13 protein-coding genes and 1 pseudogene are annotated in these 14754 nt (G+C 49.9%); 11 read left to right on the top strand and 3 right to left on the bottom strand.

Annotated features, from left to right (window positions below):
- The first annotated feature begins 36 nt into the window (after window positions 1-36).
- The 4 genes from NTV65_10950 to NTV65_10935 all read left to right on the top strand — a co-directional run bounded on the left by NTV65_10950 (window position 37) and on the right by NTV65_10935 (window position 2774).
- Window positions 37-558, top strand: a complete 522-nt coding sequence (locus NTV65_10950; GenBank protein MCX6115713.1) for an OmpH family outer membrane protein — start codon at window positions 37-39, stop codon at window positions 556-558.
- Between the two features lie 4 nt (window positions 559-562).
- Entirely contained in the window at window positions 563-1030 is a 468-nt protein-coding gene (gene fabZ / locus NTV65_10945; protein MCX6115712.1) for a 3-hydroxyacyl-ACP dehydratase FabZ, read from the top strand.
- 20 nt (window positions 1031-1050) lie between these two features.
- Window positions 1051-1884, top strand: coding sequence for an acyl-ACP--UDP-N-acetylglucosamine O-acyltransferase (gene lpxA / locus NTV65_10940; protein MCX6115711.1), 834 nt, complete (start codon window positions 1051-1053; stop codon window positions 1882-1884).
- A 404-nt stretch (window positions 1885-2288) separates the two neighbouring features.
- Complete coding sequence (locus NTV65_10935; protein MCX6115710.1) at window positions 2289-2774, top strand: hypothetical protein; 486 nt, start codon at window positions 2289-2291, stop codon at window positions 2772-2774.
- Between the two features lie 388 nt (window positions 2775-3162).
- Here NTV65_10935 and NTV65_10930 read toward each other — a convergent pair whose 3' ends face one another.
- Complete coding sequence (locus NTV65_10930; GenBank protein ID MCX6115709.1) at window positions 3163-3606, bottom strand: GNAT family N-acetyltransferase; 444 nt, start codon at window positions 3604-3606, stop codon at window positions 3163-3165.
- 114 nt (window positions 3607-3720) lie between these two features.
- Window positions 3721-4368 (bottom strand): annotated as a pseudogene (locus NTV65_10925) (peptidase E).
- A gap of 118 nt (window positions 4369-4486) precedes the next feature.
- Here NTV65_10925 and NTV65_10920 point away from each other — a divergent pair.
- The 5 genes from NTV65_10920 to NTV65_10900 all read left to right on the top strand — a co-directional run bounded on the left by NTV65_10920 (window position 4487) and on the right by NTV65_10900 (window position 10210).
- Complete coding sequence (locus NTV65_10920; protein ID MCX6115708.1) at window positions 4487-4675, top strand: hypothetical protein; 189 nt, start codon at window positions 4487-4489, stop codon at window positions 4673-4675.
- Window positions 4676-4852: 177 nt separating this feature from the next.
- On the top strand, window positions 4853-5206 hold the full coding sequence (rpsO, locus tag NTV65_10915; protein MCX6115707.1) for a 30S ribosomal protein S15: 354 nt from the start codon (window positions 4853-4855) through the stop codon (window positions 5204-5206).
- 154 nt (window positions 5207-5360) lie between these two features.
- Window positions 5361-7475 carry a polyribonucleotide nucleotidyltransferase gene (pnp, locus tag NTV65_10910; GenBank protein MCX6115706.1) on the top strand — a complete coding sequence of 705 codons (2115 nt, stop codon included), beginning with the start codon at window positions 5361-5363 and terminating at the stop codon, window positions 7473-7475.
- A 74-nt stretch (window positions 7476-7549) separates the two neighbouring features.
- Complete coding sequence (locus NTV65_10905; protein MCX6115705.1) at window positions 7550-8200, top strand: hypothetical protein; 651 nt, start codon at window positions 7550-7552, stop codon at window positions 8198-8200.
- 258 nt (window positions 8201-8458) lie between these two features.
- On the top strand, window positions 8459-10210 hold the full coding sequence (locus NTV65_10900) for a 30S ribosomal protein S1 (GenBank protein ID MCX6115704.1): 1752 nt from the start codon (window positions 8459-8461) through the stop codon (window positions 10208-10210).
- An 84-nt stretch (window positions 10211-10294) separates the two neighbouring features.
- Here the strand turns inward: NTV65_10900 and NTV65_10895 are convergent, their stop codons facing one another.
- On the bottom strand, window positions 10295-10693 hold the full coding sequence (locus NTV65_10895) for a response regulator (GenBank protein ID MCX6115703.1): 399 nt from the start codon (window positions 10691-10693) through the stop codon (window positions 10295-10297).
- A gap of 107 nt (window positions 10694-10800) precedes the next feature.
- On the opposite strand from NTV65_10895, the gene mutS reads away from it, so the two are divergent.
- Together mutS and NTV65_10885 are read left to right on the top strand one after the other, a co-directional pair.
- Window positions 10801-13452 carry a DNA mismatch repair protein MutS gene (mutS, locus tag NTV65_10890; GenBank protein ID MCX6115702.1) on the top strand — a complete coding sequence of 884 codons (2652 nt, stop codon included), beginning with the start codon at window positions 10801-10803 and terminating at the stop codon, window positions 13450-13452.
- Complete coding sequence (locus NTV65_10885; GenBank protein MCX6115701.1) at window positions 13453-14754, top strand: N-acetylmuramoyl-L-alanine amidase; 1302 nt, start codon at window positions 13453-13455, stop codon at window positions 14752-14754. It abuts the gene before it with no gap.

Raw genomic sequence — 14754 nt, 5'->3', positions numbered from 1 at the left:
TGTGGTAACTACCCAGGGGCTTAGTAGAGGATCGCTATGAAGATAGGGTGGTTAGTGTGTGTATTTGTGGTGGTTGGGTTATCTTCCACAACTATTGCGCAGGCACAGAAGATAGTCATTATCGACACCCAGAGGGTGATAACGGAGTCGATTATCGGCAAGGCTGCCAAGAACAATCTAGAGGTAGAGATTAAGAAGGGGCAAGCAAAGGTTGCAGCCCTTAAGGCTGACTTCGAAAGGCAGCGCTCAGATCTTGAGAAGCAGTCCGCCATTCTATCCGGTTCGGCTCTTGAGTCTCGTCGAGAGGAGCTTGAGCGCAAGCAGGTTGAATTTCAGCGCATATTTCAGGATATTCAGGAGAAGCTTGCTCGTAGCAACGATGCAGAGATCTCAAAGGTAGTTAGTCAGATTAACGAGTTAGTAAAGGCTCTCGCACAGGAGAAGGAGTATCAGTTCGTATTTGAGCGAGACAGAAAGTCGGTGCTCTTCTCGTCAGAGCGGATTGATATTACCGATGAAGTTGTAAAAAGTTTAGATAAGAAAAGGGTGGCGCTGTAGGAGTATGGCAATACAAGAGCAACAGGAAAACGAGCATAAGGTGTTTATGGATATCAACGAGATTCAGAAGTGGATCCCGCACCGTTATCCATTTCTACTAATTGATAAAGTTATTGAGTTGGAGCCGAATGTTAACATCGTTACAGTCAAGAATGTAACGGCCAACGAGGGCTTCTTTCAAGGACATTTCCCCGAGCATCCGGTTATGCCGGGCGTACTAATCATGGAGGCGATGGCGCAAACGGCCGCGGTTTTTGCCCGCTATTCAGAGCCAAAGCTCCTCAGTGGTAAGGTCTTTTACCTCGTTGGTGCTGATGGTTTTAAGTGGAAACGTCAAGTTATTCCGGGCGACACCCTTCATATTCATATGAAAAGTATTAAGAAGCGTAATCCGCTCTGGATTATCGCGGGAGAGGTTCTAGTTGATGGCAAGATCGTTGCATCAGGCACGCTGACAGCTGCGGCAGTATAGCTACGTAGTATAGGTATTTAATGAGCAGTCAGTCGATTCATCCAAAAGCGATAGTTAGTTCCTCGGCCAAGCTAGGCGAGGGCACTACAGTCGGGCCTTTTTCAATCATCGGGCCAGATGTAGTTATAGGGGCTAATAACGTTGTCAGATCGCACGTCGTTATTGAGGGTCGAACGAGGATTGGCGACGAGAATATATTCTACCAGTTCTCATCAATTGGGGCAGCGCCGCAAGATCTTAAATATCATGGAGAGCCAAGCGAGCTTCATATCGGAAGCCACAATATAATCCGCGAGTGCGTGACCCTCCAGCCTGGAACCGAGGGCGGTATTATGCGCACATCGATAGGTGACCATAACCTCTTTATGGCAAACACCCACGTTGGGCACGATTCAATAGTGGGCAGTCGGTGTGTTATCGCCAACGGCGCTGCACTTGCAGGACACGTTACGCTCGGCAGCGGGGTGATCGTAGGGGGTCTCTCCGGTATTCACCAGTTCGTTCGACTGGGGGATGTATCTATGATCGGAGCTGGGGCGATGGTCGCGCAGGATATCCCACCATATTGTATGGCGCAGGGCGACCGCGCGACTATTCAGGGGCTTAATCGTATCGGGCTAGAGAGGAACGGGGGAACTCGAGAGGATCTAGCAACACTGCGAGAGATCTATAGGATAGTCTTTACCTCTGCGGTTCCAGAGGTACAGGGCAAGGTCTTCAAGGAGCGAGTAGCATATTCTCGCACGGTGGCTGAGGGGTGCCAAAGGGCACTTGATCTGGTGGCCTTTCTAGAGAGCTCAGATCGCGGGGTCGCTTCTCATCATAAGATGGGGAATGATGCGGTCGAGGGCTAGGGTAAATAGGGCGGAGTATCTTTTCTAAGGTACTTTGACTTTCCGCCATATGCCTGAACGATTGCCCCTATAAATATTTGGTAATAAATATTTAGTTTGGGGTCACTTTTGCTCCACGATGCGGCGAAGCGCTGGGAACGCCACTCTCCAGAGTGGCTAGGTATAAATGCTCAGGTGTACGATTAAGGATAGGAAGATCAATTCACTTTTTAGCCTACCAGAAGAACACTAGGGGACAAGCTAAGTAGTAGACCAGAAGTCACACTGTACCAATACTTATTCAAGGGTTCTGTTGCAATGTCTAGACTGCAGGTCAGCTACTTGCGGAAAGTGAATTGATCTTACTATCCTTTATCCTTCACAATTGGCTTCTAATATCGACTAATAACCTTAAAACGACTCCCATGGATACTGAATTAACCCAATTTTCATTTCTATGGCTACTAGCAAGAGAGATTCTGGTCGGCACTGCACTCTTGTTGGTAGTACTTGTTTTTCATGGAAGCGCTATCAACCACGTCATCATGAGGTTTGAACGCCAAACTACAAATAACTTGGCCTATAAAGAGTACAACTGGATATTTATTCACTTTTATGTAGCTTTTATCTTTATTGCCCTGATTCATATCTTTGAAGTATTGATATGGGCTTTCTTTCTGTTGAAGCTCGGTTTGATTAGCAACGTTTTATTGGCAGTTATATTTTCTGGGAGCTGTTACACCACGGTAGGTTTTGCTACTGACAACCTTCCATACGGATGGAGAACACTCGCATTCTTTATTACCTTTACGGGCTTATTTTCATTAGCCTGGACCACTTCAGTCATGATCGGTATGACCAATATTTATAGAGAGGCGTGGAAAGCAAAATACCTTCGGGGGCATCATTAATGTATTGCTGTGATGGATCATTGGTATTGATCATTGGTACCGGGTCACTTTTGCTCCACGATGCGGCGAAGCGCTGGGAACGCCACTCTCCAGAGTGGCTAGGTATAAATGCCCAGGCGTGCGATTAAGAATAGGAAGATCAATTCACGTTTTAGCCTACCAGAAGAACACTAGGGGACAAGCTAAGTAGTAGACCAGAAGTCAACCCGTACCCACGGCCATTAAGTTAAGAGAGGTGGGCAGCATAGCAGCACTCTAATCAGGCTTAATTTCAGCTTGATGCCGGGGGAACTAAACACCACTTGTGGGTGCTTGAGTCCTTAACTTTATGGCCGTATCCCTGTACCAATGATCTTTCGCGGAAAGTGAATTGATCTTCACTATCCTTTTAAGAGTTAACTTGTAGTTCCATCTTCATAGGATAGCACCGTATCGGCGTACCGCTGATTTCGACGGTGGTTTCAGGACCAGTATCCGTGAAGCCGATCTTGCGGTAAAAATTTTGAGCTGTGATCGTAGCATGGAGGGTGACTCGCTCCACTTTCGCGGTTTTGATCTCTTCTAGCATCATATCAACAATCGCTTTACCTAAAGATTTGCCAACAACTTTTGGTGTAAGATAAAGGCCAAAAATTTGCCCGTGCTTTAATCTCTCTTTCTCAAATATCTTGAGGTGACCGTACCCCTCAATAATCCCATTGTCCTCGACAACCCAAACCAAGTCATTCTTGATTGAGCCAACCCTTTGATCCGCGCGATAAGGACGATGCCCCCACACCTGAATCTCCTGAAGAGAATAGTCTTTTGAGCAAATCTCCTGAATGGACTTCATATGAGCGAGATGAATAGCTTCCGCATCTTGAACAGCAGCTCTTCGCACTAGCAATGATTCGCCACCCAAATACTTTGCTGAATGAACCTCCTCAACAGGCTCACTATTTTTAAGACTGAGTGAATATGCCTTTTTATCTGGGTGCGACGAAACAATTTCTTTTAGTTTTTCATTGATGTAATGAGCAGCAACGCCGTCCTCAGTTGCCAAACCCGGAAGAATCTCACCGCTTCTGAGGAGTTGATGATAGGAGGGGCGACGTTCTGCCTCACCATCATAATGTGGACAATTGCTGCCCTTAAGCCAACCCAAGCATTTCAGACTTGAAAGGCGGCCTGGGACTGAATCTGTCACACCTTGCTCAAACCAACAAATTGAACCTGCACTGACTCCAGCCAGGACAGTTCCATTTTCGTAAGCTTTGCGAATAGCAATATCGAGACCCCAGTCCTTCCAGAGGGCCAAAAGGTTACGGGTGTTCCCTCCGCCAACATACAAAATATCCTGATCGAGAATAAACGTTTCAATCTCAACAGTGTGACCCTTAAAAAGGCTAAGATGAGATGGTTCACATTTCAGTTTTTTGAGACTAGAGTAGAAGCGATCAATATAGCTTTGAGCATCACCGCTGGCGGTGCCAATAAAGCATACTTTCGGCTTTTCTTTGGCCGACTGTTTCAAAATATAAAGGTCAAGAAGGGGATTCAATGGTTCCATGGAAAAACCACCACCACCCAACGCAATAATTTGTCTTGTTGCCATACCCAGACCTGAAGAATAGGAAGATCAACTCACTTTCCGCAAGTAGCTGATCTGCGGTAGCGACATTGTAATAGGGGTCCTGATAGATCATTGGAGATCATTGGTATTGTGGAGATCATTGGTACGGGGTTACTCCTGGTCCACGGTTCCAGAGGTGCAGGGCAAGGTCTTTAAGGAAAGAGTAGCATATGCTCTCACGGTGGCCGAGGGGTGCCAAAGGGCACTTGACCTGGTGGCCTTCCTAGAGAGCTCAGATCGCGGGGTCGCTTTCCATCATAAGATGGGGAGTGATGCCGTCGAGGGATAGGAAAGGGGGGGAGGGTAGTACTGCGGTGGTATCCCGCACGCGGTACTTTGACTTTCCGCCATATGCCTGGTACCTTACCCCTAACTATTTGCGAAAGCATTGAATAATGGTGGAGAGGCGCGGCCCCGTGTGGGGCTGATATCTACCTAGAATAATTGAATAAGTTAGGAGTCCCGAATGGAATCTTCCGACGCTACAGAGGTAGCTAAAACAACAAGGAAAATGGGCGGAATTGTCGCAGAGGACCTTGAAACCGGCACATTAAAACTCTCTTCTCAGGAGCAATCTGAGGTTATCAAGAAGTTTCAAATCAACTCTCAAGATTGCGGCTCCCCTGAGGTGCAGATCGCCCTTATGACCCGTCGACTTGAGATCCTTGCCAAGCATTTTGCTTCAAATCCTAAGGATAATCATTCAAAAAAGGGGATGCTTGATATCATCTCCAACCGCAAGAGCCTGCTGCACTACCTACGTCACGAGGATGTTACTCGTTACCGCAAGACGATTGCAGCGCTTGGTCTTCGTAAGTAAGTGTTGTTGCAAAATTTAAAATGGAGAAAGGTGGCGTATACCCACAGGTTCACGTCCAGGATGGACCGGAGCTATTCGGTGGGGACTGCTCGCCTTTCATTATATTCGTGTGTGCACGGTTTAGCTTGGCACAGACGCTCATCAATAGGCTAATATGTACATAGTAGAAAGAGAGTTTCATGGGCGTACGCTCAAGATTGAGTCGGGACGCATAGCCAAGCAGGCTTCAGGTTCTGTGCTCGTTACTTACGGCGAGTCCGTAGTTCTGGTCACTGCATGTTACGGTGCAGAGAAGGATGTAGATTTCTTCCCCCTTACAGTTGATTACTTCGAGAAGACCTATGCCGCTGGTAAGATCCCTGGCGGATTCTTCCGCCGCGAGGGCAAGCTCAGCGAGAAAGAGACCTTAGTTTCGAGATTGATTGACAGGCCATGTCGACCACTTTTCCCAGAGGGATTTCACCGTGAGGTTCAGGTTATTGCAACCGTTCTTTCGGCTGATGATCAGAACGATACGGATGTATTGGCGTTATGCGGAGCATCCGCAGCCCTAATGCTCTCGGAGCTTCCGTTTGAGGGGCCAATAGCTGGGGTTCGTGTTGCGCGAGCGCACGGCAAGCTGCTGATCAATCCAACTATGGCGCAGATTCAAATCTCCGACCTCAACTTCATCGTTGCAGGCACTAGAGATGCGATCGTGATGGTAGAGGGCGGCGCTCAGGAGGTTCCTGAAGCCGAGGTGCTTGAGGCGCTTTTCCTTGCTCAAGAGCAGCTCCAGATAATCAACGGCATGCAGCTTGAGCTTAAAGAGAAGCTCGGTAAGCCGACGATGGAGTTTAAGCCTAAGGAGTACGATGCGGATCTAGTTAAGCGCATGACCGACTTTGTTATGCCGCAACTAAAGGTGGCTATTAAGGAGCGTGAGAAGCTTGCTCGACGCGATGCAGTTGGAGCGGCTCGCAAGGCCCTCACAGCAGAGTTCGTTAAAGAGGGAGATGTAAATGCCGGAGTTGCTGCAAAGACCGTAGCCAAGGTGTTTGAAGATGCGCACTACAACGCTGTGCGCGATCTAGCTCTTGATGAGGGGGTTCGTCTTGATGGTCGTGATACCACTACCGTTAGACCTATCTCAATCGAGGTCGGACTACTTCCCCGCACGCACGGCTCAGCTCTCTTCACTCGCGGAGAGACGCAGTCAATAGTTGTTGCAACGCTTGGTACAGAGTCAGAGGCTCAGAGGATCGATAGCCTAATGGGCGATGGTTCTAAGACCTTTATGCTGCACTATAACTTCCCACCGTTCTCAGTTGGCGAGACCAAGCCTATGAGAGGCCCTGGTCGTCGTGAGATCGGTCACGGAGCTTTAGCAGAGCGAGCAGTTCGTTCGATGGTTCCTAGCATCAAGGAGTTCCCGTACGTAGTTCGTATCGTATCGGAAATTACAGAGAGTAACGGCTCAAGCTCGATGGCCACCGTGTGTGGTGCAAGTCTATCGATGATGGATGCCGGCGTTCCGATTAAGGCGCCTGTAGCTGGAGTCGCGATGGGTCTGATTAAGCGCGACGATAAGTACGTCGTGTTGACAGATATCCTAGGTGATGAGGATCATCTTGGTGACATGGACTTCAAGGTGTGTGGTACTGCAACCGGTATTACCGCCCTGCAGATGGACATCAAGATCAAGGGCCTCAGCCGCGATATCATGGACAAGGCCATGATACAGGCGCGTGATGGTCGTCTACACATCTTGCAGGAGATGAATAAGGCTATCAGTGCTCCGAAAGGCCAGCTCAGTCAGTATGCGCCTCGCATCGTAATCATAAAGATCAATCCAGACAGGATCCGAGACATCATCGGACCCGGCGGAAAGACCATCCGTTCGATCACCGAGTCATGTGGTGTGAAGATGGAGGTTGGTGATGACGGCACCGTTTCGATTGCAAGCAACGACAGTACCAAGGTTCAGAACGCTATCGCGATAATCGAAAGCCTGACCCAGGAAGCTGTTGTTGGTAAGATCTATCGCGGTATCGTTAAGCGCTTGGCAGATTTCGGCGCGTTCGTTGAGATTATTCCTGGAACCGATGGGCTTGTTCACATCTCCCAGATCGCAGATGAGAAGATTCGTTGCGTAGGCGACGTTCTCAGCGAGGGTGATGAGGTATGGGTTAAGGTTCTTGAGGTCGATAGACAGGGTAAGGTCCGTCTCTCGATGAGGGAAGCCGCTTACGACATGAAACAGCAAGCTGAGCAGGCTGAGCAGGCGTAAGCCAACTCAAGGTCGGTATGCTATTAATGGGGGCGCTGTATAATGGGGGGCGCTGTATAATGGGGGGCACTGTCATGAGCAGATTAGTAGTGCTCGGACGTGCCCCTTTTTATAGCCTCATTTTACTGTTCATACTATCGGCATTCATTTGCAGCGATGTTTCTGCTGGTGACCCCCCATTTAATCCGAGAAAGGATATAGACTCGCTTGGTAAGCCTGAAGCGGACCATGTGGAGCACAAGCTTGAGCTCTATTCGTTTGATCGCTACGAACCCAAGTTCCGTGCCATCTGCACTAAGATGGAGCAGGATGGTAGGGCGGATAAGCTTGCAGCGTTAGCCGAGGTGGCTATGAAGCAGGAGCAGGATGGTCCTTCATGTAAGGCCTTCTGGCGTATGATCTTCGATGCCTGCCGCAAGCTAAAGTCAAAGCAGGTCACTACAAAGAAGCAAGAGGAGCCGCTAACAGAAGCCACAGTCTTACGCCAACGATATCCTGCGATAGATGTAATCGATGCTACCTCAGCGCTTAGTAGCTTGATGTATGCTGATCAGCCCGGCCTTACCCCAACCCTGAAGATCCTAAAGATCGTAACCGATAAGCTATTAAGCAACCCCAGTCTGAGCATAGCGGAGCGTGATTACTATACGATATTTACCACCTACCTGTTGGCCGCCTGGCAGGGTCGGGAGTTTAGTGTTGACCCCCAAGATGGCTCAGATTAGGCCTAATAAGCCCACTATCTCAACGCTCGGCCCTTATATAAGCGGTTTGCAAAAGTTCTGTAAGGGCGCTAACATGGGGGTCTTGGTAGGGGGGTCTGTATGGCCCACAGCCCGAGTACATATCTTTCTGGAGAGGATTATACCATCCAGTACCTTCATCCTTAGCACGGAGCTGTTAATTCGGTTCGATTGCTCTAGCTAGGCGTGGGGGTTTTTTGACAATTAAATATAGAATCGAGACAGGCTGTTCACAGTATTATGACAAGTTCATTTTCATCCGGTTCCTTCGGCGGATTCAAAGGCAACGAAGGCGACTCATCATCATTTGCGAGTGAGTTCGAAAATCTCCTACGCGAAAGTGTAGACAACATGAGACCGGGAAAGATCGTTCCCGGCGTAGTAACGCATGTGGGAAGGGAGATGGTATCGGTTGATATCGGATTCAAATCCGAGGGCGTTGTCCCAACCGAGCAGTTTGTCCATATCGAGGGCAAAATTCAGATTAACATTGGCGATTCGGTAGACGTATTAATCCTAGCACTTGAGAATGATATGGGTCAGGTTCTCCTTTCAAAGGAGAAGGCTGATCAGAAGCTAGTATGGGAGAATATCGAGAATACCTATAAGACTAATGGACGAATTAAGGGCATGGTCATCCAGAAAGTTAAGGGTGGTTTGCACGTTGATATCGGTATTCCTGCTTTCCTTCCAGGTTCGCAGATCGATATCCGACCACACCGCAACCTCGACAAGTTCCTAGGACAAGAGTACGAATTTAAGGTTCTTAAGATTACACGTGATAAGGGCAACATCGTCCTTTCGCGACGTGCAGTATTGCTAGGCGAGCGCGATGAAATGCGAGCTGCAACCTTGAAGGTCCTGCAAGAGGGCGTGATCATGGAAGGCATCGTCAAGAATGTAACGGATTACGGTGCGTTCATCGACCTAGGCGGAATCGATGGATTGCTACACATCACCGATATCTCGTGGGGACGTATCAATCACCCATCAGAGAGACTCTCGGTAGGACAGGGCGTTCCGGTGGTCGTGCTCAAGTACGATGCAGAGAAGGAGCGCGTCAGCCTCGGTATGAAGCAGCTCTTGCCAGATCCATGGGTTACAGCGCAGGAGCGCTTCCCAGTTGGTGGACGTATTAAGGGGCGCGTTAAGTCTGTCACAGATTACGGCGCATTTATCGAACTAGAGGAGGGCGTCGAGGGTCTTATTCACGTCTCTGAGATGAGTTGGACGAAGAAGGTTCGTCACCCATCGAAGATCGTTACTGAGAACGAGATGATTGAGGCGGTTATTCTAGGAATAGATGCCGAGCAGCAGCGCATCAGCCTTGGAATGAAGCAGCTTATGCCTAATCCATGGGAAGATCTGCAGAGGATTCATCCGATCGGATCGCGAGTTCATGGAAAGGTTCGTTCGATTACTGAGTTCGGTATCTTTGTTGGTATCGAAGAGGGAATCGATGGACTTGTTCATATCTCTGATTTCTCTTGGACCAAGAGGATCAAGGATCCTAAGGAGATCCAGGAGCTCTTTAAGAAGGGTGATGATGTTGAGGCGGTTGTCCTCGATATCGACGTTGCAAATGAGCGTTTAAGCCTCGGTGTTAAGCAGCTATCTCAGGATCCATGGGAGACTATCGCTCAACGTCATCCAGTTGGCACAAAGATCAACGGTACCGTTACTGCGATTACCGAGTTCGGAGTCTTCGTTGAGATCGAGAACGGAGTTGAGGGTCTAATCCACAACTCGCAGCTCGGACTTGATAAGGGTCAGGACGTTGCGCAGACCTTCCCAGTTGGAGGCAAGGTCGAGGCTGAGGTAACAAACGTTGATATCAACGAGCGTCGTATCAGTCTGAGCTCACGGTCTATCAAGGATCGTTCTCGTAAGGATAGTGGATACGATCACCAGTACATGGGTGAGGAAGAGGGACAACGCGTCACCTTCGGAGACCTTATCCGTGAGCAGATGCGTGGTGATAAAGAGGAGTAACACTGTCGGCGCTAAGGTGCAGATAGTTAATTCCTGAAACGGGGGCGGAGTGATCCGCCTCCGTTTTTTTTGGTGCGTGGTACGCTATATCGCCTCGGCTTTTATCAGCGCTCCCAGAACGCTCCGTATGCTTTTGCTAAGGGTGTCCGGCGTAAAGGGCTTAGGAAGAAAGGTGCTGCTCTGGTGTGAGATGATATCGGAGATCTCTGATTCACTGGCGTGTGCTGACATCAGGATAAACGGCAGCAGGATTCCGGCATCCTTAAGTACCTTAAAGAGCTGAGAGCCGGTCATCCCAGGCATGCGCTGATCGCTCAGGATAAGGTCCGCTTCAATCCCTGCCTGCAGGTATACTAGGGCCTCCTTGGGGCCAGAAAAGGGCATTACCTGGCACCCCATAGCCTGTAGAAGCATCGACAGTGCCCTGAGAACCCCTGGCTCGTCATCTATTAATACGATCCGCACCCCTGGAAATCTATCCATACTACTATTCTGATGCCACAGGTGCGTAAACTACTCACTAACGGTCTTACTTAGGTGGTATTTATCCGGAACGTATAACGAAATCTATTTACCGATAGGTCTGATGCATGGTTTTATTCCACACTATGGCTCTGCCCCCCAATAAAGACACCTTACCTCCAATGATGCAGCGCTACGTTGAGCATAAGGAGCGCTATCCGGATGCAATCCTGTTTTTTCAGGTGGGTGATTTCTATGAGCTCTTTTTTGATGATGCCGTTTCGGTCTCTAAGGCGCTTAACCTGACCCTGACCTCGCGTGATAAGAATAGTCCCAACCCAATTCCGATGTGCGGAGTGCCGCTCTCCGTTCTTGATAGCTACGTTGATCGCCTCTTGCCGCTCGGGTTCTCCGTCGCCGTTGTAAGTCAGAGCGGATCGGGCGCCGGAGTTGAACGCGCACTGGAACGTTTTGTAACCCCAGGGATGAGGCTCTTTAATAGCATCTCATCGGACTCATCTGAGAGTCTAATTGCGGCAGTTGGTGTAGATGCTGATGGACGAACGGCATCCCTGGCCAGCACGAATCCTCAAACAGGTATCGTTAGTATTAGGGAGTCGATCGATCTAGCTCTGCTGCCACGCGAGCTAGCAACTTTGATGGCGCACGAGGTAATCCTTCCGCGTGCAGCTTTTGGAAACAAAATTGACCCTGTCGGTAGAATAGACAAGGTTGATAGGCGCAGCTCTTGGGTGCGTGGCATCGAATCTGCAGTACGCGCTAGTGCGCTCCGTTTTAGAGCGGATCCAACCGGCACCACTACTCTTGAACGGGGACTTGCAACAGAGGCTGCGGCGGAGTTTCACGCCCTTAGTGTTTCAGGCAAACGGGCTACGCGCGCGCTCTTTGCTTACTTAGACGAGATCTCACTCGGTAATCCGATTCCTATTAGTGAGCTGTCTCTTTTTCGCGCCGCTGGTCACGTCGTTATCGACTCGGCAACACGTAGAAACCTTGAGCTCGTGCAGAATACTAAGGATGGCTCAAGCAGCGGAACGTTGCTGGGATTTATTAACGCTACCGCCACCGCTGGTGGTGCGCGACTGCTTCGTAATTGGCTCCTTGCGCCCCTACTAGATATAGACGCTATCCTTGAACGACAACAGGCGCTAGGCGAGATGACCCCGCATGCAGCTAGCATCCTGCATGAGCTTGAGGGCTTAAGTGACCTTGAACGCTTGGCGGCCAGAACTCAGCTTAATATAGCCTCGCCTAAGGATCTGGCGGCCATTAGGGAAACTTTGGATAGAATGGCTGGGATTCAGGAGCGGCTCGCCTTAGCAACTGCGCGGCTACTTAAGGAGGCGAGCTTTGCCATAACGCCACCAACAGCAGCGTTGGAACTTCTAAGTCGTGCATTGGTTGATAATCCCCCGCATGTAACCCACGATGGAGGGGTAATCAGAGCTGGATTCGACGCAGAGCTAGATCAGATCTGCGCTATTCGAGCGACCGCCGATACCTGGCGAACTGATTTTGAGGGGCAGGAGCGCAGGGCTTCTGGGATCTCTACCCTTAAGGTTAAATCGAATAACGTCATCGGTTTTTTCCTAGAGGTTCCCACCTCACAGAGCGCAAAGGTTCCGGCGCACTACCAGCGTAGGCAGAGCATGGGCAACGCTGAGCGCTATACAACACCGGAGCTTAAACAGCATGAGGATTCTGTCATTACGGCCGTTGACCGGCAGGTTCGGCGTGAGCAGCTACTCTTTGTGCAGCTTCGTAGTGAGATCTCAGCTTTTGTAGGAGAGCTACGTAGTATCGCCGCAGCACTCTCTACCCTTGATTGTATTGCAAGCCTAGCGCTAGTAGCAGAGAGAAACGCTTGGGTCGAGCCGCAGATAGTCGCTGAATCAACCCTTGAGATCATTAAGGGCCGCCACCCTATTATCTCCTCCCTACTAGAGGGGGCCTTTATTCCGAATTCAGTTTCATTTAAGCCTAATGGTGCAACCTGCTTCGTTATAACTGGCCCGAATATGGGGGGGAAATCTACCTATCTGCGGCAGATTGCGTTGATTGCTATTCTGGCGCAGATCGGTTCCTACGTTCCTGCGGAGTCGGCTAGGGTTGGTATCGTCGATCGGGTCTTTGCGCGACTTGGAGCGGCAGATGATCTGCACGAGGGTGAGTCAACCTTTATGGTTGAGATGCGTGAGGCCTCACATATCTTGGCGCACGCTTCGGCTCGCTCGCTGGTATTAATCGATGAGCTCGGGCGCGGAACAGCTACGACCGATGGTCAATCTTTGGCGCAGGCTATCCTTGAGCAACTTGCTCTCTCTATTGGATGCAGAACGCTCTTCGCCACACACTACCACGAGATTACAGCGCTTGAGGCTGCGCATTCAAGTGTTGCCAACCTCTCGGTTGGCTCAATAGAGCAAGATGATCAGATTATCTTTACGCACGAGATTCGTTCTGGCCCCGCACCCCGTTCATACGGACTAGAGGTCGCTAAGTTATCAGGACTTCCGGCTGAGGTAATTCAACGTGCTTATGAGGTGCTATCGAGTCTGCCGGTCAGTCTGCCGGCCAGCAGCTCAGCTCAAACAGTTGAGCGCAGGGTGCTCCAACAACCAGATCTATTTGCGCCTCGCTTACCGGAGAGTTGTCCAGTTGCAACTAAGCTTAAGGATCGCCTCAAGGGGATTAACGTTGATGATATAAGTGCGCGTGAGGCGCTCGCCCTTATCTATGAGCTAAAGGAGCTACAGTAAGTGCTGCGTAGAGCAACCTCATTATTCATACTAACGCTATACCTACTCGGTATTATGCGCTTAGAGGCAGCAGCAGAATCATCCAGGCCCGTAGCAGCTCTACGAAGCGAGTATCTACGCCTCCGTAATAACGACCCGCTAGGAGATGGAGCAGACTATAAGCAGGCATGGAGCAAGCTAGCCTCTCAGATGCAAACGGTCCTTTTAAAGTCCCGTGCTAGGGAGGATCTCGCGCGCCTGCGAATCTATTCGGCTGATACCGATCTAAGGCTCTTTTATATCACGCAGCAAAAACCTTACCTGACCCGTGCCGCAGCAACCCTAGAGCCCTTAGTTAGCGCCAGAAATCAGGACGGGGAGCAGGGTGCGGCTTTGGTTTTACTTGGTGATATTGAGATAACGAAGGGTGCTAGTGCGAGCAACGTTCGCGCTATCTATCAGCGTGCTGCGGAGAGTTCCGGGCCGACTCGCCAGATAGCGCAGCAGCGGTTGCAGAGCTTACGTAATGGAACCTTCCAGGTTCTTATGCCCACTAACGATCTAGAGACCCCACGACCCGTAAAGTCAACTCAGTTTAACCGTAGGTGGAGCCTACGGCCGGTGGTGATCGATCCTGGACACGGCGGATATGATGCAGGAGCTGTGGGCCACAGCGGAGCTCTAGAGAAGGATATTACCCTTGATATAGCGCGTCGTGTACGAACGTTACTTGTTAAGCGTTATTCGATTCCGGTGCTCCTAACCCGTGAGGATGATGATTTTGTGCCGCTGGCGCGCAGAACTTCATACGCAAATGCAAAGAATGCCTCGGCTTTTATAAGTCTGCACGTAAACGCCTCAGCCGATCATGACGGTAGGGGGCTGGAGGTCTATTACTTAGATAATACTAACGATGCGGCGAGTCGCAAGCTCGCCGAGCGTGAGAACGGCATAGCGGCGGCGGGCGATCTAGATGATCTCTCATTTATGTTAAGTGATCTAATTCAGAGCGGAAAGCTTGAGGATTCAATGCAGTTAACCCGCACGCTTAATAACTCAGTTAAGGCCACGGTTGCTCCAACCTATCGGCAGGCCCGATTTCTAGGTGTTAAGAAAGCGCCCTTCTTTGTTCTGGTCGGGGCGCATATGCCGTGCAGCTTAATTGAGATGTTCTTTGTGGATCATCCTGAGGATGGGGCCAAGCTCTCGCGCGATCAGTTTAGAGATTCACTTGCTAACGGTATAGCGTACGGCATAGCTAATTTTTTGCTCTCTGATGCAAAACACAGCACTCCCTCGCAGCTGCGGGCGGCAATAAGGTAA

This window comes from Pseudomonadota bacterium (assembly GCA_026390555.1).
Classification (GTDB): Bacteria; Bdellovibrionota_C; UBA2361; order UBA2361; family OMII01; genus OMII01.
The sequence above is the reverse complement of the archived record's forward strand: the minus strand, read 5'-3'. Positions and strand labels throughout refer to the sequence as shown.

Bases quoted from the DNA above. Each gene is read 5' to 3' on its own strand.
- NTV65_10950 (MCX6115713.1), top strand. From the start codon at position 37: ATGAAGATAGGGTGGTTAGTGTGTGTATTTGTGGTGGTTGGGTTATCT.
- fabZ (MCX6115712.1), top strand. From the start codon at position 563: ATGGCAATACAAGAGCAACAGGAAAACGAGCATAAGGTGTTTATGGAT.
- lpxA (MCX6115711.1), top strand. From the start codon at position 1,051: ATGAGCAGTCAGTCGATTCATCCAAAAGCGATAGTTAGTTCCTCGGCC.
- NTV65_10935 (MCX6115710.1), top strand. From the start codon at position 2,289: ATGGATACTGAATTAACCCAATTTTCATTTCTATGGCTACTAGCAAGA.
- NTV65_10930 (MCX6115709.1), bottom strand. From the start codon at position 3,606: ATGAAGTCCATTCAGGAGATTTGCTCAAAAGACTATTCTCTTCAGGAG.
- rpsO (MCX6115707.1), top strand. From the start codon at position 4,853: ATGGAATCTTCCGACGCTACAGAGGTAGCTAAAACAACAAGGAAAATG.
- pnp (MCX6115706.1), top strand. From the start codon at position 5,361: ATGTACATAGTAGAAAGAGAGTTTCATGGGCGTACGCTCAAGATTGAG.
- NTV65_10905 (MCX6115705.1), top strand. From the start codon at position 7,550: ATGAGCAGATTAGTAGTGCTCGGACGTGCCCCTTTTTATAGCCTCATT.
- NTV65_10900 (MCX6115704.1), top strand. From the start codon at position 8,459: ATGACAAGTTCATTTTCATCCGGTTCCTTCGGCGGATTCAAAGGCAAC.
- NTV65_10895 (MCX6115703.1), bottom strand. From the start codon at position 10,693: ATGGATAGATTTCCAGGGGTGCGGATCGTATTAATAGATGACGAGCCA.
- mutS (MCX6115702.1), top strand. From the start codon at position 10,801: ATGGTTTTATTCCACACTATGGCTCTGCCCCCCAATAAAGACACCTTA.